Source organism: Subtercola boreus (genome assembly GCF_006716115.1).
Lineage (GTDB): Bacteria > Actinomycetota > Actinomycetes > Actinomycetales > Microbacteriaceae > Subtercola > Subtercola boreus.
The window spans coordinates 3759886-3782529 of the sequence record NZ_VFOO01000001.1 but is presented as its reverse complement, the minus strand read 5'-3'; the positions used below and the strand labels follow the sequence as shown (position 1 = coordinate 3782529).

At 68.4% G+C, this 22644-nt stretch carries 24 protein-coding genes and 2 pseudogenes; 18 read left to right on the top strand and 8 right to left on the bottom strand.

Annotation, left to right across the window (positions count from 1 at the left end; genetic code table 11):
- Positions 1 to 33: 33 nt before the first annotated feature.
- The 3 genes and pseudogenes from FB464_RS17670 to FB464_RS17665 all read right to left on the bottom strand — a co-directional run bounded on the left by FB464_RS17670 (position 34) and on the right by FB464_RS17665 (position 1601).
- Positions 34 to 555 (bottom strand): PDDEXK nuclease domain-containing protein, encoded by a 522-nt coding sequence (locus FB464_RS17670; protein WP_246093208.1) that lies wholly within the window; start codon positions 553 to 555, stop codon positions 34 to 36.
- Positions 556 to 791: pseudogene (locus FB464_RS20625) on the bottom strand (DUF1016 N-terminal domain-containing protein); the annotation flags it as partial.
- A gap of 24 nt (positions 792 to 815) precedes the next feature.
- Positions 816 to 1601, bottom strand: coding sequence for an alpha/beta fold hydrolase (locus tag FB464_RS17665; protein ID WP_116415860.1), 786 nt, complete (start codon positions 1599 to 1601; stop codon positions 816 to 818).
- 53 nt (positions 1602 to 1654) lie between these two features.
- Here FB464_RS17665 and FB464_RS17660 point away from each other — a divergent pair, with 53 nt between their 5' ends.
- Entirely contained in the window at positions 1655 to 2080 is a 426-nt protein-coding gene (locus FB464_RS17660; RefSeq protein ID WP_116415861.1) for a MarR family winged helix-turn-helix transcriptional regulator, read from the top strand.
- A 42-nt stretch (positions 2081 to 2122) separates the two neighbouring features.
- A complete protein-coding gene (locus FB464_RS17655) occupies positions 2123 to 2929 on the top strand; it encodes an enoyl-CoA hydratase/isomerase family protein (RefSeq protein ID WP_116416726.1) in 807 nt (268 codons plus the stop codon).
- 7 nt (positions 2930 to 2936) lie between these two features.
- Here the strand turns inward: FB464_RS17655 and FB464_RS17650 are convergent, their stop codons facing one another.
- Positions 2937 to 3527, bottom strand: coding sequence for a TetR/AcrR family transcriptional regulator (locus FB464_RS17650; RefSeq protein ID WP_116415862.1), 591 nt, complete (start codon positions 3525 to 3527; stop codon positions 2937 to 2939).
- A 93-nt stretch (positions 3528 to 3620) separates the two neighbouring features.
- Between FB464_RS17650 and FB464_RS17645 the strand changes: the two are divergent.
- Positions 3621 to 4778, top strand: a pseudogene (locus FB464_RS17645) (FAD-dependent oxidoreductase); the annotation flags it as partial.
- Positions 4779 to 4814: 36 nt separating this feature from the next.
- Here FB464_RS17645 and FB464_RS17640 read toward each other — a convergent pair.
- Positions 4815 to 5597 (bottom strand): SDR family NAD(P)-dependent oxidoreductase, encoded by a 783-nt coding sequence (locus FB464_RS17640; RefSeq protein ID WP_116415864.1) that lies wholly within the window; start codon positions 5595 to 5597, stop codon positions 4815 to 4817.
- A 100-nt stretch (positions 5598 to 5697) separates the two neighbouring features.
- Here FB464_RS17640 and FB464_RS17635 point away from each other — a divergent pair, with 100 nt between their 5' ends.
- From FB464_RS17635 to FB464_RS17625, 3 genes are read left to right on the top strand one after another with little or no spacing between them, the layout of a single operon-like run.
- Positions 5698 to 6852 (top strand): acyl-CoA dehydrogenase family protein, encoded by a 1155-nt coding sequence (locus tag FB464_RS17635; protein WP_116415865.1) that lies wholly within the window; start codon positions 5698 to 5700, stop codon positions 6850 to 6852.
- Positions 6849 to 7649, top strand: coding sequence for an SDR family NAD(P)-dependent oxidoreductase (locus FB464_RS17630; RefSeq protein WP_211327414.1), 801 nt, complete (start codon positions 6849 to 6851; stop codon positions 7647 to 7649). Before FB464_RS17635 ends, FB464_RS17630 begins: the two co-directional genes overlap by 4 nt.
- Before the next feature lie 51 nt (positions 7650 to 7700).
- Entirely contained in the window at positions 7701 to 8486 is a 786-nt protein-coding gene (locus FB464_RS17625) for an enoyl-CoA hydratase/isomerase family protein (RefSeq protein ID WP_116415866.1), read from the top strand.
- Between the two features lie 22 nt (positions 8487 to 8508).
- Here FB464_RS17625 and FB464_RS17620 read toward each other — a convergent pair whose 3' ends face one another.
- Together FB464_RS17620 and FB464_RS17615 are read right to left on the bottom strand one after the other, a co-directional pair.
- Positions 8509 to 8898, bottom strand: coding sequence for a MaoC/PaaZ C-terminal domain-containing protein (locus FB464_RS17620; RefSeq protein ID WP_116415867.1), 390 nt, complete (start codon positions 8896 to 8898; stop codon positions 8509 to 8511).
- Positions 8895 to 9311 carry an FAS1-like dehydratase domain-containing protein gene (locus FB464_RS17615; protein WP_116415868.1) on the bottom strand — a complete coding sequence of 139 codons (417 nt, stop codon included), beginning with the start codon at positions 9309 to 9311 and terminating at the stop codon, positions 8895 to 8897. The genes FB464_RS17620 and FB464_RS17615 overlap by 4 nt, the downstream gene beginning before the upstream one ends.
- A gap of 73 nt (positions 9312 to 9384) precedes the next feature.
- On the opposite strand from FB464_RS17615, the gene FB464_RS17610 reads away from it, so the two are divergent.
- From FB464_RS17610 to arfB, 12 genes are all read left to right on the top strand, one after another.
- Entirely contained in the window at positions 9385 to 10566 is a 1182-nt protein-coding gene (locus FB464_RS17610; RefSeq protein WP_116415869.1) for an acyl-CoA dehydrogenase family protein, read from the top strand.
- Positions 10563 to 12512, top strand: coding sequence for an AMP-binding protein (locus FB464_RS17605; RefSeq protein WP_116415870.1), 1950 nt, complete (start codon positions 10563 to 10565; stop codon positions 12510 to 12512). Before FB464_RS17610 ends, FB464_RS17605 begins: the two co-directional genes overlap by 4 nt.
- Positions 12513 to 12520: 8 nt before the next feature.
- Positions 12521 to 13576: an acyl-CoA dehydrogenase family protein gene (locus tag FB464_RS17600; RefSeq protein ID WP_116415871.1), complete on the top strand. Its 1056-nt coding sequence runs from the start codon at positions 12521 to 12523 to the stop codon at positions 13574 to 13576.
- Between the two features lie 50 nt (positions 13577 to 13626).
- A complete protein-coding gene (locus FB464_RS17595) occupies positions 13627 to 14793 on the top strand; it encodes an acyl-CoA dehydrogenase family protein (protein WP_116415872.1) in 1167 nt (388 codons plus the stop codon).
- Positions 14793 to 15542 carry an SDR family oxidoreductase gene (locus tag FB464_RS17590; RefSeq protein WP_116415873.1) on the top strand — a complete coding sequence of 250 codons (750 nt, stop codon included), beginning with the start codon at positions 14793 to 14795 and terminating at the stop codon, positions 15540 to 15542. Before FB464_RS17595 ends, FB464_RS17590 begins: the two co-directional genes overlap by 1 nt.
- Entirely contained in the window at positions 15542 to 16738 is a 1197-nt protein-coding gene (locus FB464_RS17585) for a thiolase family protein (RefSeq protein ID WP_116415874.1), read from the top strand. The genes FB464_RS17590 and FB464_RS17585 overlap by 1 nt, the downstream gene beginning before the upstream one ends.
- Complete coding sequence (locus tag FB464_RS17580) at positions 16735 to 17970, top strand: acetyl-CoA hydrolase/transferase family protein (RefSeq protein WP_116415875.1); 1236 nt, start codon at positions 16735 to 16737, stop codon at positions 17968 to 17970. The genes FB464_RS17585 and FB464_RS17580 overlap by 4 nt, the downstream gene beginning before the upstream one ends.
- Before the next feature lie 25 nt (positions 17971 to 17995).
- Complete coding sequence (locus FB464_RS17575) at positions 17996 to 18931, top strand: hydroxymethylglutaryl-CoA lyase (protein WP_116415876.1); 936 nt, start codon at positions 17996 to 17998, stop codon at positions 18929 to 18931.
- A gap of 72 nt (positions 18932 to 19003) precedes the next feature.
- Positions 19004 to 19762 carry an SDR family NAD(P)-dependent oxidoreductase gene (locus FB464_RS17570; RefSeq protein ID WP_116415877.1) on the top strand — a complete coding sequence of 253 codons (759 nt, stop codon included), beginning with the start codon at positions 19004 to 19006 and terminating at the stop codon, positions 19760 to 19762.
- 14 nt (positions 19763 to 19776) lie between these two features.
- Positions 19777 to 20580, top strand: a complete 804-nt coding sequence (locus FB464_RS17565) for an enoyl-CoA hydratase/isomerase family protein (RefSeq protein WP_116415878.1) — start codon at positions 19777 to 19779, stop codon at positions 20578 to 20580.
- An 82-nt stretch (positions 20581 to 20662) separates the two neighbouring features.
- On the top strand, positions 20663 to 21454 hold the full coding sequence (locus FB464_RS17560) for an enoyl-CoA hydratase-related protein (RefSeq protein WP_116415879.1): 792 nt from the start codon (positions 20663 to 20665) through the stop codon (positions 21452 to 21454).
- Between the two features lie 101 nt (positions 21455 to 21555).
- The gene (gene arfB, locus FB464_RS17555) at positions 21556 to 21978 is read left to right on the top strand and encodes an alternative ribosome rescue aminoacyl-tRNA hydrolase ArfB (protein ID WP_116415880.1); all 423 of its coding nucleotides are present in this window, start codon (positions 21556 to 21558) and stop codon (positions 21976 to 21978) included.
- Positions 21979 to 22006: 28 nt separating this feature from the next.
- Here the strand turns inward: arfB and FB464_RS17550 are convergent, their stop codons facing one another.
- Positions 22007 to 22531, bottom strand: a complete 525-nt coding sequence (locus tag FB464_RS17550) for a GNAT family N-acetyltransferase (protein WP_116415881.1) — start codon at positions 22529 to 22531, stop codon at positions 22007 to 22009.
- Between the last annotated feature and the right edge of the window lie 113 nt (positions 22532 to 22644).

The window sequence follows — 22644 nt, the reverse complement described above, 5'->3', positions numbered from 1 at the left end:
ATGTTCCTCATCGAGATGGCCGAACGCTCGGCGTCAATCAGCCTTCAGCGCTTCGGCGAGAGCAGCTTCGGAGGGCAGCGACGCTCGCACAGCTGGCGGAAGCATGTCGTAGCTCGCTACTCCGATCGAGGTCCGTTGAGATCCGAGAGAGTAGAAGCCGAGCTGGCCGAGATACTCGGGTTTGAAGGTTCCTGTTTTGAGCTCGACGACGACATAACGTAACTGCTCGACGTGGAAGAAAAGCAGATCGACGAAGAAGTCGTCGCCAGCGACTTCGAGATGAACTTGCTTGCCGACAAACGCAAAGCCATCGCCGAGCTCGCGGAGCGTGTCAATGATTCGTTCTACCAGCGCCTTTTCGATCTCGCGTTCCCTCAGCCCACTGCCGATCGCCAGAAAATCCAGGACGTACGGGTCTTTGGTGATCTGCTGAGCCAGTTCAGAGTCAGCCGGGTCTAGGACACTCGCAAAGTTTGTCGTGGCTGCCTCGAACCGAATGTGAGCTTTCGTTTTGATGTGATGCTCGAGAACGTTTCGGGACCATCCGTGAGTCATAGCATGTTCGGAGTACCACGTACGAAGAGACTGATCACTGAGACGGTCGAGTAGAACGGTCACGTGCCCCCACGGCAATGCGCAACGGCCTGTTGCGCAATTGTGCGATCTGGCCACGCTCCAGCAAACGTCCGCATGTAGGTCAGATTTCTCGGCGAGAATCCCTTCATCTCCGGAAAGGCTGATCGCAGATCATCTGCAAGGCGACCGATGACTTTGGAGCCCCACCCCTCCACACCGAGATCGACGCCCTCGTCGTGTCAGTGACGACCCAGCCGGGCCAGGAACGGGTCGATGAGAGCCCAGGTCGCTTCGGGGTTCTCGAGGTGCGGCAGGTGCCCGGCGGCGGGCACCTCGACGAACTCCGCGGCCGTGATCGAATCGCTGACAGCGCGGCCGTATGCCGGGGTGACGACGCGGTCGCTCTCACCGAACACGACGAGGGTCGGCACGTCGATAGCACGGAGCCGGGCGAGCAGCGTCGGGTCGCTCATCCCGCGTCCAGCGATGACGGACATCGTCTGGCCATTGGACTTCTGCACAGCGCGCTGCTGGCCTGTGAGCCCATCGGGGTCCAGGTAGCCGCGGTCGGGGTCGTGCCAGGCGACTTCGGCGAGTCCGCGGGCGTCGAGGCCGAAGAAATCGGCGATGGGTTCGCCGTCGACTACGACACCGACACCATCGATGTCGACCACGGCACCGATGATGCCCAAGTACGAACTGTCTGAAGCCGCCTGCACGGCCATCTCGAGGGCGATCCATCCGCCGATGGAGGAGCCGATGAGAACCACGTCTCGATCGCCCTCCGCGCGGAGCAGGTCGAGGTAGGCGGAGGCCAGGGCCGCAACCGAGGCGATGTCGTCGGGACGGGACGTGCCGTTCCAGCCCGGGTGCGTCGGTGCGAGCACGTGGAACGGGGGCGCGAGATGGCCCACGATCGAGGCGACGGTCTGCGGGCCGCCACCACCGTGCAGCACGAGCGCGGTGCGGGTGGTGGGGTCGCCGGCCTGGACTACTTCGAAGTCGTTGGGGAGAGTGGGTGTCATGACGGTCAACCTATCTCAATATGTTTATGTACGAGTGTTGATACACTAACACCATGACGACCGATCTGGAAGTGCTCGGGCAGGCGATCAAGCGTGCCCAGTACCGCAACCACCGCACGATGGATCTCGCCCTGCAGGACGTCGGAGTGTCCCTCGTGCAGTGGGATGCCCTTCGTGCGATCGATCGGATGCCCGGCGCATCCGGTCACGACCTCGCTGTAGCGACATTCCAGAGCGATCAGGCATTCGGAACGCTGGCGAATCGGCTGCATGACCGAGGGTTGATCGCGCGAACCCCTGGACGCGGGCGGCGCATCGAGCACGCCCTCACCGACGATGGCCGCCAGGTGCTCCACGACGGGCACGCCATCGCGGGCGGCGTTCTCACCGAACTCTTCAGCTCACTCGGCGAAGCCGACCGGGCCACGCTGCTGCAACTCCTGCAGAAATCAGCACTCGCCGCGCGTGACGGGGCCTAAATTGTTGGACCAAACAATTTCTGGGACCATATCATGGGGACCATGAGCTATCCAGAGTTCGAGACCCTTGACCTGAACCGATCCGACGCAGGCGTCGTCACCGCTCGACTGAACCGGCCCGACCGGCTGAACGCGATGACCTCGCTGATGTTCGACGAGCTGGAACTGCTGGCGCGAGCGGTCACGGCCGACCGCACGGCACGCGTGCTCGTGCTGACGGGAGCAGGATCGGCGTTCTGCGCGGGCTACGACATCGAGGATGCCCGTGAGCTCGCGGTCATGTCCGGGCTCGACTTCCTCGAGCTGCAGGAGCGTGCGGCGCGGGCGTTGTCGGGCATCCGTTCTGTGAAGGTGCCGGTGATCGCAGCGGTGAACGGGGTGGCGGCGGGCGGCGGCCTCTCGCTGGCGCTGGCCGCCGACATCCGGATCGCCGCCCCGTCGGCCCGGTTCAACGCCGCCTTTGTGCGGATCGGGCTCTCGGCAGGCGACCTCGGGGTGTCGTGGCTGCTGCCGCGCCTGGTGGGCCCGGCCCTGGCCGCCGAGATCGCCTTCACGGGCCGGCTCGTCGGCGCAGAGGAGGCCGCACGGATCGGGCTGGTCAACTCGGTGAGCGCCGAAGGGGAACTCCTGGCAGATGTCGACGCCATGACAGAACTCATCTGCGCCAATTCACCGGCCGGTATCGCGATGTCGAAACGGGCCATGCAGGCGAACGCGGAGATCACCTCCTACGCCGCCGCCATGGAACTCGAGAACCGCGGCCAGGCCCTCCTCACGCGCACGGAGGACATGCCCGAGGCTCTCGCGGCCTTCCTCGCCAAGCGCCCGGCGGTGTTCACCGGGCGCTGACGACGACTCAGGAATCGACGTGCACCCCGTCGAGGTGCCCCTGCACCGCGGGGCCGAGCCACTCGACGGCGCCGACGCGATCGAGCGAGACGATGGGGTCGAGCCTCACCACGTAGCGACACAGCGCGAAGCCGAGGAGCTGCGCGGCGATCAGGGCGGCCCGGGTGTCGGCCGAATCGGCCTCCTCCGGCGCCAGCCGATGGATGCTCGGCAGCAGCTGATCGAGGAACACGCTGCGAATCCGCTCCGCGGCGGCTGTGTCCCGGAGCGCCGAGGCGAGAAGCACCCGGAGCGGGTCGCCCGTTCCCCCCTCCTCCCACAGGTCGAAGAAGTGAGCCGCGATCGTCGCCCCGAGCTCCTCTCGCGGCACGTGCGCGAAGTCGGCCAGCCCGAGGTCGACGGCTGTCGCCGACGCGAACAGGCCCGCCTTGCTGCCGAAGTAACGGATGACCATCGAGGCATCGATGCTGGCGTCTCCTGCGACCGCCCGGACCGTGGTTGCCTCGAATCCCTGCTCGGCGAACCGCACACGGGCCGCGCTGAGAATCCGGGCCCGCGAACGGGCGGCCTGCTCGGATTTTGGAAGGGGAGACGGCATGAAGCCATCTTAGCCAACGCGCGTTGACCAAGGCTTCGTCTCGGCGTAGAGTCGCCTGCGGGTCAGCCAACAAGCGTTGACCGAAAGGAGCGATCGATGTCTGAATCAACCGAAACGCAGGTGCTCATCGTCGGCGCGGGACCCGCTGGGCTCACCACGGCATGCGCTCTCGCGCAGGCCGGTGTCGATGTTGTCATCATCGACGCTCTCGCCTCGGGTGCCAACACCTCCCGGGCGGCCGTCGTGCACGCTCGCACACTGGAGGTGCTCACATCACTCGACGTCACGTCGCGGATGATGGCCGAAGGGGTCGTGGTTCCCACCTTCACCGTGCGCGACGGAGGTGCCGTGCTCGCACGACTGGATTTCTCCGGCCTGCCCACGCCCTACCCGTTCACCCTGATGCTGCCGCAGTCGCGCACCGAGGCCTTGCTCGAGCACCGGCTGGCTGAGCTCGGCGTGACCGTGCGACGACCGGTGACGCTGCAGAGCATCGACACAGAGAGCGAGCTGGTGATGTGCGGAGTGATGCACGACGACGGCCGGGCCGAGGTCATCCGCGCCCGGTTCGTGGTCGGTGCCGACGGATCGCACAGCCGCGTGCGGGACGCCGCCGACATCCGGTTCGAGGGAAGCGACTACGAACAGTCCTTCGTGCTCGCCGACGTCACGCTGAGCTGGCCGCTCCCCGCCGACGAGGTGCAACTCTTTCTCGCACAGGAGGGCCTCGTCGTGGTCGCGCCGCTCCCGGGCGGACGGCACCGCATCGTGGCAACGGTCGACGTGGCGCCCGAGCATCCGTCTTCGTCCGACGTTCAACGCCTGCTCGACGAACGCGGCCCACGCGGATCAGCTGTCCACGACATCGCCTGGTCCTCCCGGTTCCGCGTCGCGCATCGCCTCGCGTCGAGTTACCGGTCGGGTGCGGTGTTCCTTGTCGGCGACGCAGCGCACGTCCACAGCCCCGCCGGCGGTCAAGGAATGAACACGGGCATCCAGGACGCCACCGACCTCGCGGCGACCCTCGCCGCCGTCATCGACGGCTCCGCAGACGCCGCCTCCCTCGACGGCTACGAGACTCGTCGCCGCCCCGTTGCCGCAGGCGTCGTAGCGCTGACGGATCGCATGACCCGCGTCGCGACCATTCGGAGCCCTCGACGCCGGCAGCTTCGAAATGCCGCCATCCGCGCCCTCACCACCATCCCGCCGTTGCGGCGAGCGCTCACGATGCGGATCGCCGAACTGCGCTGACGACGCTGAGGGCAGCCCGGCCGGGCCCCCGGGCGGTCAGGCCGCCGAGATGCCGCCGTTCACGCTGATCGCCTGGCCCGTGATCTTCGCCGCGGCGGGGCCGCCGAGGAAGACGATGAGGGCGGCGAGATCCGACGCCTCGGCCACACCGAGGTGCGCGAGCGTCGCCGCCTTGTCGAAGAGCGCCTTGCTGAAGCCGTCGGTCAGCACCCGGGCGGCCGTGGCCGTGCCCGCGATCAGCGACGGGGTGACGGCGTTGATGCGGATGCCGTCGCGCTTGGCCTCCATGGCAGCCGTGCGCGAGAACATCACGATCGCAGCCATGGCGGCGCCGAGCACCGACTCTCCGGGGGTGGCGACCTTGGCAGCATCCGAGGCGACCAGGACGATCGAACCGCCGCCCTGCTCCTTCAGGTACGGCAGCACCGTGCGGGTGAGGTACATGGGCGGCAACGCCTGGCCGGTCAGGATCCCGGCGATGTCCGACGGCTCGATGCGCGAGAGCAGGTCGGGCCGGTACGCCGAGGTCACCGAACTGACCAGAACGTCGATGCCGCCGAGCTTCTGGTGGGCCAGGGCCACGGCGCGTGTGACGGCCGCGAGATCATCCACATCGACCGGAATGAACTCGACGGTCGCCGCGGGGTTCCGGGCCTGCACCCGTTCGCGGGCGGCCTCGCCGCGCTCCGGAGAGCGGGAGAGCAGGGCGAGGCGCGTGACGCCCGCATCGACGAACGCCAGTGCCGAGGCGAGACCGACCCCCGACGACGCCCCGGCAATGACCACGGCGGAATCGGCATACGAACGCACAACAGGCACAGGCGCCTCCTTATTGGACTGACCATTTGCATGATTCTACCAATATGAGAGGATCGAGGTGCGCGCGCGACGGTGCCGCGCAGAATGGAACAGGTACCGGATGCTCGACTTCAGTTTCTCGGATGAGCACGAGAGCTTCCGCAGGACCCTCGCCGAGTTCTCCCGGCAGGAGCTGCTGCCCGGCTACACGGCCCGCTCGGCGAGCACCGAGTTCCCGTTCGCGCTGCTGAAGAAGATCGGTGACCTGGGTGTGCTCGGCATCGGCCTGCCCGAGAAGTTCGGCGGAACGGGCGAAGACGACCCCGTGCTGCTCGGCATCGCCTCGGAGACCCTCGCCTACGGTGACGTCAACCTCGCCTCGGCACCGATCCAGGTCGGCCTCGTGGGGGCGCAACTGCTGCACGGCACCGAGGAGGTGCGCGAGCGCTACCTGCCGCCGGTGATCGCCGGCGAAGAGAACCTCGCGATCGCGCTCACCGAGCCGGGTTCCGGTTCGGATGCCAGCGCCCTCCGCACGACGGCGAAACGGGTGCCGGGCGGGTGGCTGCTGAACGGCGAGAAGACAGCGATCAGCTGGGCGATGACGGCTAGCGCGTCGCTCGTCTACGCTCGCGAAGAAGGCACGGCACGATCATCCGGAGTCAGCTGCTTCGTCGTCGACATGAGCACGGCGGGGGTGTCGGTGCACCACATGCGGGGCATGGGCTGCCTGCCGCTCGGCTGGGGGTCGATCCACCTCGACGACGTCTTCGTGCCCGAGAGCCACCTCATCGGGGAGGAGGGCCGCGGGTTCCAGGTCGCGATGAACCACTTCGACTTCTCGCGTGCCGCGATCGGCCTGATGTGCCTCGGGGCTGCCGAGCAGAGCCTCGAGGAGGCGGCGGCATACGCGCTGATCCGCACGACGTTCGGCAAGCCGATCTCCGAGTACCAGGGGGTGAGCTTCCCGCTCGCCGAGCATGCCACCTACATCGAGGGCGCGCGGTGGGTCTGCTACCGCGCCCTCTGGCTGCGGCAGGAGAACCGGTCGCACACGTCGCTCGCGTCGATGAGCAAGTGGTGGGCGCCGGTGGTCGCGAAGGATGCGATCGAGGCGTCGATGAAGATCCACGGCAACCTCGGCTACTCGGCGGAGTTCCCGCTGCAGCAGCGGTTCCGCGATGTGATGGCCTACCTGGTGGCCGACGGCACGGCCGAGATCCAGAAGAACATCATCTCGAAGGAGATCCTCGCGACGAAGACGGTGTCGCTGTGAGCGGGGACGGATCGGGTCTGCCCGAACCGAAGTCCCTCCCTGACAGCGGAGCGCTCGTGGTCGGCGGCTCGGCCGGCATCGGGTTCGCCTCGGCCCGGAAGCTCGGGCTCGCCGGGGTGCGGCGCATCGTGATCGTCGCCCGCAACGCCGCGCGCGGCGAGGCTGCCCGCGCGGAACTCGCCCGGACGACGGGCGCGACGGTCCACTTCGTGCAGGGCGACGCGACATCGGCCTCCGAAGCCGCCCGCATCACCGACGAGGCAGAGCAACTGCTCGGCGGGGTCGACATCCTCGTCGTCTCGACGGTGGCCGAGAATCGGCCGGAGCTCTTCCGCGACATCCCGACCGCGTCGATCGGCGGCATCCTGCAGCAGATGCTGCTGCCGGCCATGCAGATGGTCAGCGAGGTGATGCCCCACATGGCAGAACGTCGCGGCGGCGTGATCATCACGGTGGCGTCGGACGCCGGCAAGACCGCCACGCCCGGCGAGACCATCATCGGGGCCTGCAAGGCGGCGATCATCATGTTCACCCGCACGATCGCGATCGAGGGTAAGCGCAACGGGATCCGCGCGAACGTGCTGACGCCGTCGCTCGTGCACGGCACGGCGTCGACGGCACGCATCACCGAAGACGGGTTCAGTGCGAAACTGTTCGCGAGCGCCGCCCGGGCGGCGCACCTCGGGGTGCCGGATGCCGACGACCTCGGCGACCTGGTGGCGTTCCTGGCCGGGCCGGCGGCGCGGCGGCTGACCGGCCAGGCGATCAGTGTGAACGGCGGCATCTCGGCAGCATGACGCCCGTCGCAGAACCGGAGACGCCAGAGAATCGATGACCAAGGAGGCACCATGACCATCCCGCTCGTGCGAACCGACCGGCCCGATCCGGGCATCGCCGTCGTGACCCTCGACAGTCCTGCCACGCGCAACGCGCTGAGCGACGAGCTGATGGACCAGCTGCTCGCCGCGCTCGAGGCCGCCCGCGACGACGACACCGTGCGGGTGGTGGTGATCACGTCGTCGCACGACCGGATCTTCTCGGCCGGCGGCGACCTGAAGGCGTTCGCCGACGACCGCTCCCCCGACGAGAAGTTCGAGGGGCTCGGCCGGTTCCCGCGCCTCTACCGGCTGCTCGGTGCGCTCGGCAAGCCGGTGGTCTGCGCGGCGAACGGCGACGTGCTCGCGGGCGCTTTCGGCCTGGCGCTCGCCTGCGACCTGGTGATCGCGAAGGAGTCGACGAGGTTCGGATGCCCGGAGATCAACGTCGGCGTCTTCCCGTTCATGATCTCGGCGCTGATCTACCGCAACGTCGACCGCATGAAGGCCAACGAGCTGATGATGGTCGGCGATCTGGTGACGGCCGCGGAGGGCAGGGATTTCGGGTTCGTGAACCGCGTCGTACCCGATGCCGACTTCGACGCGGCGGTGCTGGCGTGGGCCCGCCGCATCGCTGCGAAATCGCCGCTGTTGATGCGGCTCGGCAAGGAGGCGATCGATGCGACCCGCGACCTGCCGCTCGGCGAGGCGCTCGACGTTCTGCAGCGCAGGCTCGCCGATGCCTTCGGCACCGACGACATGAAAGAGGGCGTCACGGCCTTCCGCGAGAAGCGCGACCCGGTCTGGTCGCTGCGCTGACGCGCCGCTCGTTTCGAACGGGTCAGCGGGCCTCGACGGATGCCTCGGCGCTGACGACGACGACGCCGCCGACCGACGCCACGAGCGAGACGGCCGTCAGGCCGTCGGCGGCCTCGCCGACGGTCGCCGAGAGCTCGAGCACGTCGCCGAGGCGCACCGGCGCACGGAAGCGCACCTCCAGGCGGCGCAGATTCTCGACCCCCACCCAGTCGGTGAGGTAACCGGCCAGCAGGCCGGCCTGGAACTGCCCCATGGCAATGACATCGTCGAAGCCGGCGGCGCGAGCGGCGTCAGGATCGTGGTGGAGCGGATTGAAGTCCCCGCCCGCACCGGCGAAGCGCACGATGTCGGTTCTCGTCACGGGGCCGATCCGCCGGGCATCCGGAGCCACCAGCGGAGTGCCGGCCGTCACGACGCTGGCCTCTCGATGAGCACCTCGCGCTGCACGAGCGCGGTCTCGCCCGCAGCATCCGTGAACGACGTGGCGAGAGTCACGAAACGCATCGCGCCGGTGCGGCCCTCGCGCACGGTGTCGGCCTCGACACGGCGCGTGGCCACGAGTCGGTCGCCCGCGATGAGGGGGCGTTCGTACTCCCACGAGACCGATCCTACGACGATGCGCTCGATGGCGAGGCCGAGGCGCGCCACGAATCCGCGCTGGTCGCGGTAGTGGCCCGTCACCACCGAGTGGGTCGCCGTGGCTAGTTCACCGGCCGCGTGCCGGGGGTCTTCGGTGAAGGTCGCGCGGGCGAACTCGCGGATCTTGCCCGCCTCCACGGTGAACTCGACGGTGTCGACGACGCCGCCTACAGGAATCCCGGTCATCGCTGCCTTCCAGAACTGGATCTTTTGGTCTGACCAATAGTAACATCGGACCTGAACGACGTGAGGATGATCTATGAACCTGTCGGATTCGCCCGAAGAAGCACGATTCCGCACCGAAGCCCGAGCCTTCATCGAGGCGACGCTGCCCACTCTGCCCTGGCCGGAGCCCGCCGACCTGGTGGCCAAGGTCCCGTTCTGGACCCAGTGGCAGAAGGCCCTGTTCGACGGCGGCTACGCCGGACTGTCGTGGCCGAAGGAGTACGGCGGGGGCGGCGAGGGCCCGAACATCCGCGCCATCTTCGCCGAAGAACTCGACCTCGCCGGCGCCCCCGAACGACTGAACACGATCGGCGAGGACTTCTCCGGCCCGACCATCATCGACTACGGCACCGACGCGCAGAAGGAGCGGTTCCTCCGCCCGATCCTGACCGGCGACGAGATCTGGTGCCAGCTGTTCTCCGAGCCCGAGGCCGGCTCCGACCTCGCGTCGCTCCGCACGAAGGCCACGAAAGTCGACGGCGGCTGGTCGATCACCGGCCAGAAGATCTGGACGAGCCGCGCCCACGTCGCCTCGTTCGCCATTCTGCTCGCCCGCACGGGAACCGAACCGCGGCACAAGGGCATCACGTTCTTCATCCTCCCCCTCGACACCGAGGGCGTGACCATCCGGCCGCTTCGCCACATGCTGGGCGAGGCCGAGTTCAACGAGGTCTTCCTCGACAGCGTCTTCATCCCCGATGAGCTCGTGGTCGGCGAGGTGAACGGCGGCTGGGCCGTCGCCATGGGCACGCTCGCCTACGAACGCGTCGCGATCGCCACCGGCCGGGTCAACACCCAGCGCGCCGTGCGCGACATCGTCACCGCCGTACGCGAGGCGACAGACAGTGCCGGTCGTCCGCTCGGTGCGGATGCCCGGGTGCGCGACACGGTCGCCGATCTCTACGGGCGCGCGCTCACGCACTACCTGATCGGGCAGCGGGTGGTGTCGCTGGCGACGGATGACGGGCCCCCCGGCCCGGTGACCTCCATCGGCAAACTCTTCTTCTGCCCTCTGGTGGAGGATCTCGCCGACTTCCGGCTCTCGATGACGCCGCTCGGCGGGCAGTTCGCGCTGGAGTCCGACGACCCCGAGACGGCACGGTGGGTGCGCCTCGCCTACCAGTCCCGCGGCACCGCCATCGCAGGCGGCTCGACGTTCATCCAGCGCAACATCGTGGCCGAACGGATGCTCAGCATGCCCCGGAGCGCGAAATGAGCCACGACCCGGCCGTCTACGAATGGCTGCCCACCGCCGACTACATCGAGAATGCGAACGTCACCCGCCTGGGCCGGTCGCACGGCATCGGGACGCTGCCCGAACTCCGCGCGCGGTCGGTGGCCGACGTGGGCTGGTACTGGGATGCGGTCGTGACCGACCTGGGAATCCCGTTCCGCACGCCCTACGAGAGCGTCATCGACATCTCGGCCGGCATCGAGCGGCCCGAATGGTTCACCGGGTCGACGATCAACATCGTCGATGCGTGCCTCACGCGCTGGCAGAACGACGTGGGCGCGGGAAGGATCGCCGTCTCGCACGAGGCCGAAGACGGAACCGTCACGAACCTGACTTACGCCGAACTAGCCGAACGCGCTGCGGCGGTGGCGGGCGGGCTCCGGGAGCTCGGCGTGAAGCGCGGGGACACCGTCGCGCTGTTCCTGCCGATGATCCCCGAGGCCGTGGTCGCCTGCTACGCCATCGCCTCGCTCGGCGCGATCATCGTGCCGCTGTTCTCCGGTTTCGCCCCGTCGGCGATCGCGGCGCGCATCCGGGACGCCGGAGCGGTCGCTGTGATCGTGGCCGACGGAACGGTTCGCCGACACCGCACGGTGGAGATGAAAGCGCTGCTCGACGAGGCCGTCGCCTCGTGCCCGACCGTCGAGCGCGTAGTGGTCGTCACCAACGTCGGCGGTGGCAGCGCTGCATCCGGAACCGACGTGGCCTGGGAGTCACTCCTGGCCGCCACGCCCCTCACCGAACCGGTGGCGCTGCCGGCGACCGAGACGCTGCTGCTGGCCTACACCTCCGGCACCACCGGCAAGCCGAAGGGCGCCGTGCACACGCACGCGGGATTCCTCGTGAAGACGGCCAGTGAGGTCGCCTATTCGTTCGACGTGAATGCCGACGGCGTCTTCTGCTGGATCACCGACATGGGCTGGATCATGGGGCCCCTCTCGATCTTCGGCACCCACGCGAACGGCGCGACGCTCGTACTCTACGAGGGCTCGCCCGATGTGCCCGACATCGACCGGCTCTGGTCGCTCGTCCAGAACCATCGCATCTCGATGCTGGGGGTGTCGCCCACACTGATCCGCACGTTGCGTGCTTCGGGTTCGACGACCTTCCGCGACTACGACCTGTCGAGCGTGCATGTGCTCGGCTCGACCGGCGAGCCCTGGGACCCGAGCGCCTACGAATGGCTGGCCGTCGACGTCTTCGGCGACCGGGTTCCGATCATCAACTTCTCGGGCGGCACAGAGGTCGGCGGCTCCTTCCTCGCGCCCTACCCCGTCGAGACCATCCGCAGCTGCTCGCTCGGCGGGCCGTCGCTCGGCATGGACGTGGATGTGGTCGACGCGAACGGAGACTCGGTGCGCGGCGAGGTGGGCGAGCTCGTCTGCCGGCAGCCGTGGCCGGCGATGACCCGCGGCGTCTGGAAGGACGACGACCGGTACCTCGAGGCGTACTGGACCACGTTCCCCGGCATGTGGCACCACGGCGACTTCGCTCTCGTGGAGGACGACCAGTGGTTCATCCTCGGTCGCTCCGACGATGTGATGAACGTGGCCGGCAAACGTCTCGCCCCGGCCGAGGTCGAGTCCGTGCTCATCACGCACCCCGCCGTCGTCGAGGCGGCCGCCGTGGGCGTGCCCGATTCCACGAAGGGTGAGACCGTGTGGGCATTCTGGGTTCCGCGGGCGTCGTCGAGCGAGGATGTCTCCGAGGAACTCCGCGCGCTGGTGGCCAGTGAGCTCGGCAAACCGTTCGCCCCCTCGCTGGTGCGCCGCGTCAGCCAACTGCCGAAGACCCGGTCGCAGAAGATCATGCGCCGCGCCGTGCGCGCAGCCGCGCTCGGGCTCCCCCAGGGCGACCTGTCAGGGGCCGAGAACCCGGATGCCGTGAACGAGATCAGCCGCGCTGTCGGCGACCAGAAGACGAAGTAGGGAACACCATGCGGTGGGAAGTCGATGCAGAACAGAAGATGTTCGTCGAGGCGCTGGCCGACTGGCTGGGCGACACGGCTGCGCCCGAGCAGGTGCGCGCTGCGCTCGAGAGCGCCGATCCGGCGGCCTTCGAGCATTCGCTGGCCGAGGCGGGCTGGCTCGGCGTCGGGTTGGCCGAGGAGCAGGGCGGGCAGGGCGGCGGGCTGCTCGAACTCGCGCTGATCGCCGAGCAGCTGGCGATGCGCGCCGCGCCGTCGTCGGCCTGGCTCGCCACGGTGCTCGCCCTGCCGGCGCTCGACCCGGCCACCGCCGCAGACGTCGTCGAGAACGGCCGGTCCACGGCCCTGGCGGTCGCGGCCGACAGTGCCGCGTTCGCCTCAGCGTTCACCGCCACAGAGGCCGGGATCAGCGGCACGGTGCGAACGGTGCTGGGTGCAGACCGGGCCACGCTGCTCGTCGTGCCCGCCGGCGGCTCCCTCTACCTCGTCGAGGTGGGCGCATCCGGAGTCAGCATCGAGCCGGGCGAACTGCTCGACCGCAGCCGCTCGACCGGCGACATCACCCTGGCGGATGCGGCGGGCACGAAGCTCGACGCCGATGCCGACGCCTTTCTCGCTGACGCCCGACTGCGGGCCGCCGTTCTGGTCGCCGCCGACGCCCTGGGCGCCGCCACCCGCATGCTGGCGCTCTCAGTGGAGTACAGCAGGCAGCGCACCCAGTTCGGCGCGGCGATCGGGTCGTTCCAGGCGATGAAACATGCCGCCGCGACGATGCTCGTCGCCGAGGAGGCCTCGCGCTCGATCGTGTACTACGCAGCGGCATCCGTCGACGACGGCCTGCCCGAATCATCGCTGCACGCCGCGACAGCCAAAGCCCAGGCCACGGCCACCGCCTCCCGCTCCGCCGAGTCGGCCCTCACGATGCACGGGGCCATCGGCTACACCTGGGAGCACGATCTGCAACTGCTCTACAAGCGCGCCAAGCTCGACCACGAGCTCTTCGGCAGCCCCGCGGTGTGGAACGAACGCATCGCCGACGAGCTGGGTCTTCTGCCGGTACCCTAAATGGTCAGTCCTTTGATAAGGTAGGTCCAAGTAAGCGAAACGGAGTCATTGTGGATTTTGAACTCACCGAAGACCAGGTGACCATTCGTGACGCCGTCACCGATGTCGCCAAGCGGTTCGACGACGACTACTGGATGCACAAAGACCTCGACAAGGAGTTCCCCACCGAGTTCTACGACGCGATGGCAGAGGGCGGCTGGCTCGGCATCACCACCCCCGAGGAGTACGGCGGCCACGGCTTCGGCATCACGGAGGCCTGCCTGCTGATCGAGGCCGTGGCCGCCTCCGGGGGCGGGATGAACGCGGCGAGCGCCATCCACCTCAGCATCTTCGGCATGCATCCCGTGATCGTGCACGGATCCGAGGAGATGAAGCAGCAGAACCTGCCACGCATCGTGAACGGCGACCTGCATGTGTGCTTCGGTGTGACCGAACCGGATGCCGGACTCGACACCACGCGCATCACGACGTTCGCGAAGCGCGACGGTGACCACTACGTCGTCAACGGCAAGAAGGTCTGGATCTCGAAGGCGATGGAGTCGGAGAAGATCCTGCTGCTGACGCGCACCGCGAAGTTCGAGGATTCGCCCAAGAAGACCGACGGCCTCACCCTGTTCTTCACGAACCTCGACCGGTCGGCCATCGATGTGCGGCCGATCAAGAAGATGGGACGGAACGCCGTCTCGTCGAACGAGTTGTTCATCGACAACCTGCAGATCCCGGTCGAAGACCGTATCGGCGACGAGGGCACGGGCTTCAAATACATTCTCGACGGATTGAACCCCGAACGGATGCTCGTGGCCGCCGAAGCGCTGGGAATCGGCCGCGCGGCCCTTCGCGCCGGGGTGCAGTACGGCAAGGACCGCCATGTGTTCGGCCGCCCGATCGGCATGAACCAGGGCATCCAGTTCCCGCTCGCCGAGTCGCTCGCGCGCCTCGATGCCGCCGAACTGATGCTGCGGAAGGCCACCTGGCTCTACGACAAGGGCCTGCCGTGCGCCAAGGAGGCGAACATGGCCAAGTACCTCTGCGCCGACGCCGGCTTCGAGGCCGCCGACCGCGCCCTGCAGACACACGGCGGCATGGGCTACTCCGAGGAGTACCACGTGGCCCGCTACTTCCGTGAGGCACGGCTGCTGCGCATCGCGCCGCTCAGCCAGGAGATGGTGCTGAACTACATCGGCGAGCACGTGCTCGGCATGCCGCGGAGCTACTGATGGGCATCCTCTCGGGGCGCTCGGCGCTGGTCACCGGCGCGGGCGGTGGCATCGGTGCTGCCGTCTCGCGGGCTCTGGCCCGCAACGGGGCCGCTGTGCTCGTCACCGACGTGAACGCTGATGCCGCTGCGGCGGTCGCCGACGCGATCGTGTCCGACGGATTCAGCGCCTCGTCGTTCGCGTTCGACGTGCGTGACAGTGCTGCGGCCGCCGAGGCCGCCGCAGCCGCAGCGGCGCTGGCCGGCGGCACGCTGCACATTCTCGTGAACAATGCCGGTGCGATCGCCCCCGCCATGTTCAAGAACCTCGAAGAAGAGGACTTCCGCCGGGTCGTCGACATCCACCTGATGGGTAGTTTCGTCTGCAGCAAGGCCGCCCTCGGCTACCTGCCCGACGACGGCACGGGCCGCATCATCAACGTGACCTCCGCCGCCGGCATCGTCGGCACCATCGGGCAGGCGAACTACGGCGCGGCCAAGGCCGGCATCATCGGCCTCACCAAGTCGCTCGCCAAGGAGCTCGCCCGGCGCGCCATCACGGTCAACGCGATCGCCCCACTGGCGGCCACGGCGATGACCCAGAACATCCGCGACAACGAGAAGCTCGCCGCCCTGACACTTGCGCGCATCCCGCTCGGCCGCTGGGCCCAACCCGACGAGATCGCCGAGTCGTTCGTCTTCTTCGCCTCGGATGCCGCGGGGTACATCACCGGGCAAGTGCTCCCGGTCGACGGCGGAACGGTCATCTGATGGTCTTCGACAATCCCTTCATCTCCTCCGGCCGCGAAGCGCTCATCGCCGAGGCCGTTCGCACGCCGATGGGGCGGGCGAACCCCGAGAAGGGCTGGTTCCGGGGCACGCACCCGAACGTCATGCTCGGCGCGGTGTACACCGATCTGCTCAGCCGCAGCGGCTTGGCCCCAGACGACATCGAAGACCTGGTGATCGGGTGCACGGCACAGTTCGGCGAGCAGTCGCGGAACGTCGGCCGGAACGCCTGGCTGCAGGCCGGCTACCCGCCCGAAGTGCCCGCCGTGGTGGTCGACCGGCGCTGCGGGTCGGCACAGACATCCGTCGCCATGGGCGCCGCTTTCGTGGCCTCGGGGATGCACGAACTCGTCATCGCGGGCGGTGTCGAGAACATGACGCACGTGCCGATGAACTCGGTCGGCAAGATCGAGGAGCTCTACGGCAAGGCGTGGCCGGCCGAACTGCTCGACCTCTACGACATGGTGCCGCAGGGCGAGAGCGCCGAACTCATCGCCGAACGCTGGAACATCAGTCGCGAGGAGATGGACGAGTTCGCCGTCCGTTCGCACGCCCTCGCGACCGAGGCGATCGCAGCCGGCCGGTTCGACGCGGAAATGGTGCCGCTCGAGCTCGACGGGCAGCTCCGCACCAGCGACCAGAGTGTGCGCCCCGGAACCTCGCTCGAGACGCTCGGCGGCCTGAAGACGGTGTTCCGCTCCGAGAACGGGCGGGTAACGGCGGGCACGTCGTCTCCACTGACGGATGGCGCGGCCGGCGTGCTGCTCGCCTCGCGGGCCGCCTCCGAGAAGCACGGGCTGAAGGTGCGCGCGCGCATCCTCGACCAGACCACCGTCGGCGTCGACCCGATCATCATGCTCACCGGGCCGATCCCGGCCACCCGCAAGCTCCTCGAACGCAACGGCCTCACGATCGACGACATCGACCTGATCGAGATCAACGAGGCGTTCGGCTCCGTCGTGCTCGCCTGGCAGCAGGAGCTGCAGCCCGACATGAGCCGCGTGAACGTGAACGGCGGCGCCATCGCCCTCGGCCACCCGGTGGGGGCGACCGGCTCGCGCCTGATCGCGACGATCCTCGCCGAGATGGAACGGCGCGACGTCGAACTGGGTCTCGTCACGATGTGCTGCGGCGGCGGCCTCGGCACGGCCACGCTCATCCAGCGGCTCGACTCATGATCGACCTGACCGGCCTGATCCACGCGGGCGACGAGATCTGGTGGAGCCAGACGAGCGCCGAACCGACGCCGCTCGTGCACGCTCTGCTCGACCAGCTGCACGACATCGGCCCGGTCACCGCCTTCGTCGGCCTCACCTTCGACAAACGGATCACCCGCAACCCTCCCCCCGAACTGAGCATCGTCTCCTACGGAGCGCTCGGCGACCTGCGGCACCTCAGCAAGGAGGGCCGGCTCGAAGTGGTTCCGGCGAACTACTCGGGCCTGCCCGACCTGTTCGCGCGCGGCGAACTGCCCGGCGACGTCGCGCTCGTGCAGGTGTCTCCCCCCGACGAGAACGGCATCTGCTCTCTCGGGGTGGGCGTCGACTACGCGGCGGACGCGATCGAGCACACGCGCGTGATCATCGCCGAGATCAACGAACGGATGCCCGTCACCAGCGGTAGCGCAGGCATCCACGTGTCGCGGTTCGCCGCGTCGATCCGCACGGACCGGCCCCTGCTCGAGGCGCCGCTGACCGTCTCCACACCCGTCGACCTCGCGATCGCCGGCCACATCGCCGGCCTCATCGAGGACGGCGACACCATCCAGCTCGGCGTCGGAGCACTGCCCGCCGCCGTACTCGCCGACCTCCGCGGGCACCGCGAGTTGGGCGTGCACTCGGGCCTCATCACCGACGGCATCGCCGACCTGGTCGACCGCGGCGTCATCACGGGTGCCCGCAAGGAGATCGACACCGGGGTCATCGTGACCGGTGCAGCTCTCGGCAGCACGGCCTTCTACGAGCGGCTCGACGACCTGCCCGTGCGGTTCTGTGCGGCCAGTTACACCCACAGCGCCCGCACGCTCTCGCACCTCCGGTCGCTCGTCTCCATCAACTCGGCCATCGAAGTCGACCTGAGCGGGCAGGTGAACGCCGAGATGCGGCGCGGAACCTACATCGGTGCCGTGGGCGGCCAGTCCGACTTCTCGCGGGCCGCAAGCGCCTCCGGTGCCCGGTCGATCATCGCCGTGCGCTCCACCGGCGGGTCGCACTCGACCATCGTTCCCACGGTCGACACCGTCACGACCTCCCGCACCGACGTCGACGTGGTGGTCACCGAACACGGTGCGGCGCACCTCCGCGGTTGCGGGTTCGCCGAACGCGCCCGTCGGCTGATCGAGGTCGCGGCACCCGAACACCGGGAGTCGCTCGAACGCGCCGCGGGCCGGCTGGCGGCGATGACAGCATGAACAGTGGACTACAGGAGGCAGAAGTATGAGCAGTCGGAGACCCAGCAGCGTTGTCATCCGCGAGGTCGGCCCCCGCGACGGCTTCCAGAACGAGCCGGAGGTGATCGCCACCGCCGACAAGATCCGGCTCATCGAATCGCTCGGCCGCGCCGGCTTCACCCGCATCGAGGTCGCCAGCTTCGTGCGGCCCGACGTCATTCCGCAGCTCTCCGACGGCGTGGAGGTGCTGAAGGGCATCCACCTGCCGTCGACAGTGTCGCGCATGGTGCTGATTCCGAACAGCAGGGGCCTCGACAACGCCCTGGCCGTTCGTGAGTACTTCGACGAGGCGTCGATCTTCGTCAGTGCCTCGGAGACGCACAACCTGAAGAACATCAACAGGGCCGTCGAACAGACGATGGCCGACGACAAGGCGATGGCGACGCGCATCCTGGATGCCGGGCTCAAGCTCGACGCTGTGATCGCCACGTCGTTCGGGTGCCCGTACGAAGGAAAGATCCCGCTCGACCGCGTGCTGGGCCTCGCCGAGCGCTTCGCCGAGATGGGCGCCACCGAGATCGGCTTCGGCGACACGACCGGCATGGCGAACCCCGCGTACGTCTCCGACTTCTTCGGGGCGGCCTTCGAACGGCTGCCGGGCGTCGAACTCACCGCGCACTTCCACAACACCCGTGGCCAGGGCCTCACCAACGCCTACGCCGCCCTCGAAGCGGGCTGCGAGAGTTTCGAGTCGAGCTTTGGCGAGCTCGGTGGATGCCCGGTACCGGCCGGTTCGACCGGAAACATCGCCACCGAAGACCTGGTCAGCATGTTCGAGGAGATGGGGGTCGACACCGGGCTCGACCTCGACCTGGTGATCGCTGCGGCCAGGGAGGCGCAGAGTACGCTCGGGCGGAAGCTCACCAGCCACTCGATCCTCGCCGGGCCGGTCGACTGGACGGGCACGCTCGTCGACCACTGAGTCACCACCGCACCGCCGCACAATCGCACCATCCGCACCGCCCACCCGCACCACACATCAATGGAGATCAGAATGAGCAACAGAGTCGCGTTCGTCACAGGCGGGGCCTCGGGAATCGGCAAGGGCATCGCCCTGGCACTCGGTGAGGCGGGCTTCCGCGTCGCCGTCGCCGACCTGAACGTCGAGGCTGCCACCGGCGTCGCCGACGAGATCTCCGCGGCCGGCGGCGAGGCCGTGCCGGTGTCGCTGAACGTCACCGACAGCGCATCCGTGGCCGCCGCGGTCACCGCCGTCACCGATGCGCTCGGCCCCGTGGAGGTCGTCGTGAACTGCGCGGGCTGGGACGACTTCATGAACTTCGTCGACACCACAGAGGATTTCTGGGACAAGATCATCGACCTCAACTTCAAGGGCCAGCTGCGCGTCACGCACGCCGTCGTACCGGGCATGATCGAACGGGGCTGGGGGCGTGTGATCAACATCGGCTCCGACGCGGGCCGGGTCGGGTCGTCGCTCGAAGCCGTCTACTCGGGGGCGAAGGGCGGCACCATCGCCTTCACGAAGACGCTCGCGCGTGAGGTCGCCACGAGCGGCGTCACCGCGAACACGGTCTGCCCGGGTCCGACCGACACCCCGGCGCTGCGGAAGTTCGCCGACCAGTCGGGCGCCGACGCCGAGAAGGTCATCTCGGGCATGACCCGCGCCGTTCCGATGCGCCGGCTCGGCCAGCCGAGCGACATCGCGGCAGCCGTCGTGTTCTTCGCCTCCGACGCCACCGGTTACATCACCGGCCAGACGCTGTCCGTCAGCGGCGGCCTGACGATGGCGTAGAGGGGAAGCAGACCATGACAGACACCACGACACAGGCGGTCAGCTGGGAGTGGGCGGTCCCGGGCATCCTGCAGGTCGACCTGCACAGCGCGCCCGCCAATGCCCTCGGAACCGCGATCATCGAAGGGCTCGACGCCGCGCTCGACGCTGCACTCGACCCGGCTCCCGGCGACGCGGGGGCGCCCGCCAAGGTCATCGTCATCTCCTCGTCGATCCCGGGCTTCTTCGCGGCGGGCGCCGACATCAAGCTCATGGCTTCCATCGACTTCGAGGGCTTCGAAGCGTACGGCGACCGCCTCCGGGCCGTCGTCGACCGCCTCGCCGGCGCACCGCTGCTGGCGATCGCGGCGATCGAGGGCGTCGCGCTCGGCGGCGGACTCGAGCTCAGCCTCGCCTGCACCCTGCGCGTGGCCGGCGGCGACGCGCAGTTCGGCCTGCCCGAAGTCAAACTCGGGCTGATTCCCGGCGCCGGCGGAACACAGCGCCTGCCCCGCCTCGTCGGTCGCGGCCGGGCGCTCGACATCATGCTCACCGGGCGGCAGGTCACTGCTCCGGATGCCCATGCCATCGGCCTCGTCGACCGTCTCGTCGAGCCGGGCCAGGCTCTGGCCGAGGCCCTCACACTCGCGAAGACGCTCACCCGGGCATCCGCACCCGCCCAGGCAGCTGTCGTCCGGACGGTGGATGCTGCCTTCGACCTGCCACTGGCCGAAGGCAACGCCTCCGAGCGCTCGGAGATCGCGAAGCTGTTCACAGACGGCGAAGGCCGGGAGGGCATCGCCGCCTTCGTGGAGAAGCGCCGCCCCGACTTCGCCTGAACCGCGACGCCGCCATCCGGGCATCCGCCCCACCCACCTCACTACACCCCACCTGCCCCTCTCCCGAAAGGACACCGCGAACATGGAATTCACCGACGTTCTCTACGAGGTCGACAACGGCCTCGCCACGATCACCATCAACCGACCCGAACGGTACAACTCGTTCCGGGCTCGCACCGTGGATGAACTCATCCACGCTTTCAAGCTCGCCTGGGGCAGCGACGACGTCGGAGCCATCACTCTGACGGGCGCCGGAGAGAAGGCGTTCTGCACCGGCGGCGACCAGAAGCAGCGGGCCGAGACCGGCGACTACGGCCCCTCGGAGTCGGGCTTGTTCGAGGTCGAATCCCTGCACCGGGTGATCCGCGACGTTCCGAAGCCCGTGATTGCGGCGGTGAACGGGTTCGCCATCGGCGGCGGCCACGTGCTGCACATGCTCTGCGACCTGACGATCGCCAGCGACAACGCCATCTTCGGCCAGAACGGGCCCCGCGTGGGATCCTTCGACGCCGGATTCGGCACCGGCTACATGGCCCGCATCATCGGCGAGAAGCGGGCTCGCGAGATCTGGTTCCTCTGCCGCAAGTACACCGCGGAGCAGGCCGAGAACTGGGGCCTCATCAACAAGGTCGTCGCACCCGACCAGCTGAAGGCCGAGGTGCGGCAGTGGGCCGACGAGATCCTGAACCTCTCCCCCACCTCGCTGAAGGTACTGAAGCAGTCGTTCAACACCGACACCGAGCACTTCGCCGGAATCGGGCAGATGGCGTACTCGAGCCTCCGCCTCTTCGGCGACTCCCCCGAGGCCCTCGAGGGCATCACCGCGTTCAACGAGAAGCGCCCGCCCGACTTCTCGCCCTACCGCGGCAACTGACCCGGGGGAGTGCCGCGCGCAGGCGTGCCTCTGGCAGGTGCCTTCGGCGGCTCTCCGCCGTCCGTGATCACGGCAGGCACCGTGCGTGGCACGCTGGGTGAATGGACCTCGTCGTTTCACCCGCTCTGACGATCCCGTCGTCTGAGCTCGGCTGGCGGTTCTCGCGCTCGTCCGGGCCGGGCGGGCAGCACGTGAACACGTCCGACAGCAGGGTCGAACTGATCTGGGACGTCGCCGGCTCGGCCGCCCTCACCGACACCCAGCGGGCGATCCTCCTGTCGAAGCTCCGGCGTCGGATCGTCGGCGGCGCGGTGACGGTGACAGCCTCGGAACGCCGGTCCCAGTTGCGCAATCGCGAGACCGCACTGGCCCGGCTCGCCGAGATGGTCGCTGATGCGCTGGCTCCGGATGCCGCCCCTCGCCGCCCGACGAAAGCGACCCGCGGGTCGAAACTCCGGCGGCTCGCCGCGAAAGGCCAACGTTCCGAGACGAAGCAGCAGCGGCAACGCCCGTCAGAGGACTGACCGCCTCCTGGCGGCCAGAACGGGTCTCTCAGATCCCGTCCACTTCGACGCTGTACTTGTAGCCGATGTGGGATCCGGTGAAACCGAGTCGTTCGTAGAACCGGTGTGCTTCGGTTCGGGCGGCATCCGATGTCAGTTGCACCAGCCGGGCTCCGAGCTCCGAAGCGGCCGTGTCGGTGACCCACCGCATCATCGCCCCGCCGATGCCCTTCGACCGCTCTGCGCTCTGAACGCGGACCGCCTCGACGAGCAGCCGGGTCGAACCACGGCGGGCCATGCCGGGAATCACGGTGAGCTGCATCGTGCCGACCACGGTGTCCGACCGGTCGACCACGACGAGCAACGCGTTCGACGGGTCAGCAGCGATCCGTTCGAGAGCGGTTGCGTAGAGCTGCAGATCGTCGGGTGAGGCGACATCGCCGCGGCCGGCGCTGATTGGGTCATCCGACATCAGGAAGATGAGCGCGGCGAGATCCGTCGGCCGGGCATCCCGCAGCAGGAACGAACCGTCGCGCGTCTCGAGCGCGGTCGGCAGGGAGAGTTCTCGGAGCATTCCCCCAGTCTGACGCAGCCGTTAGGTTGGAGACACGCTCTTCGCCGCAGCGAGGAGCGATGACACCTGACAGGCGTTCCGGGGGCAGCTCGGTTCGACATGACGACGGAGGA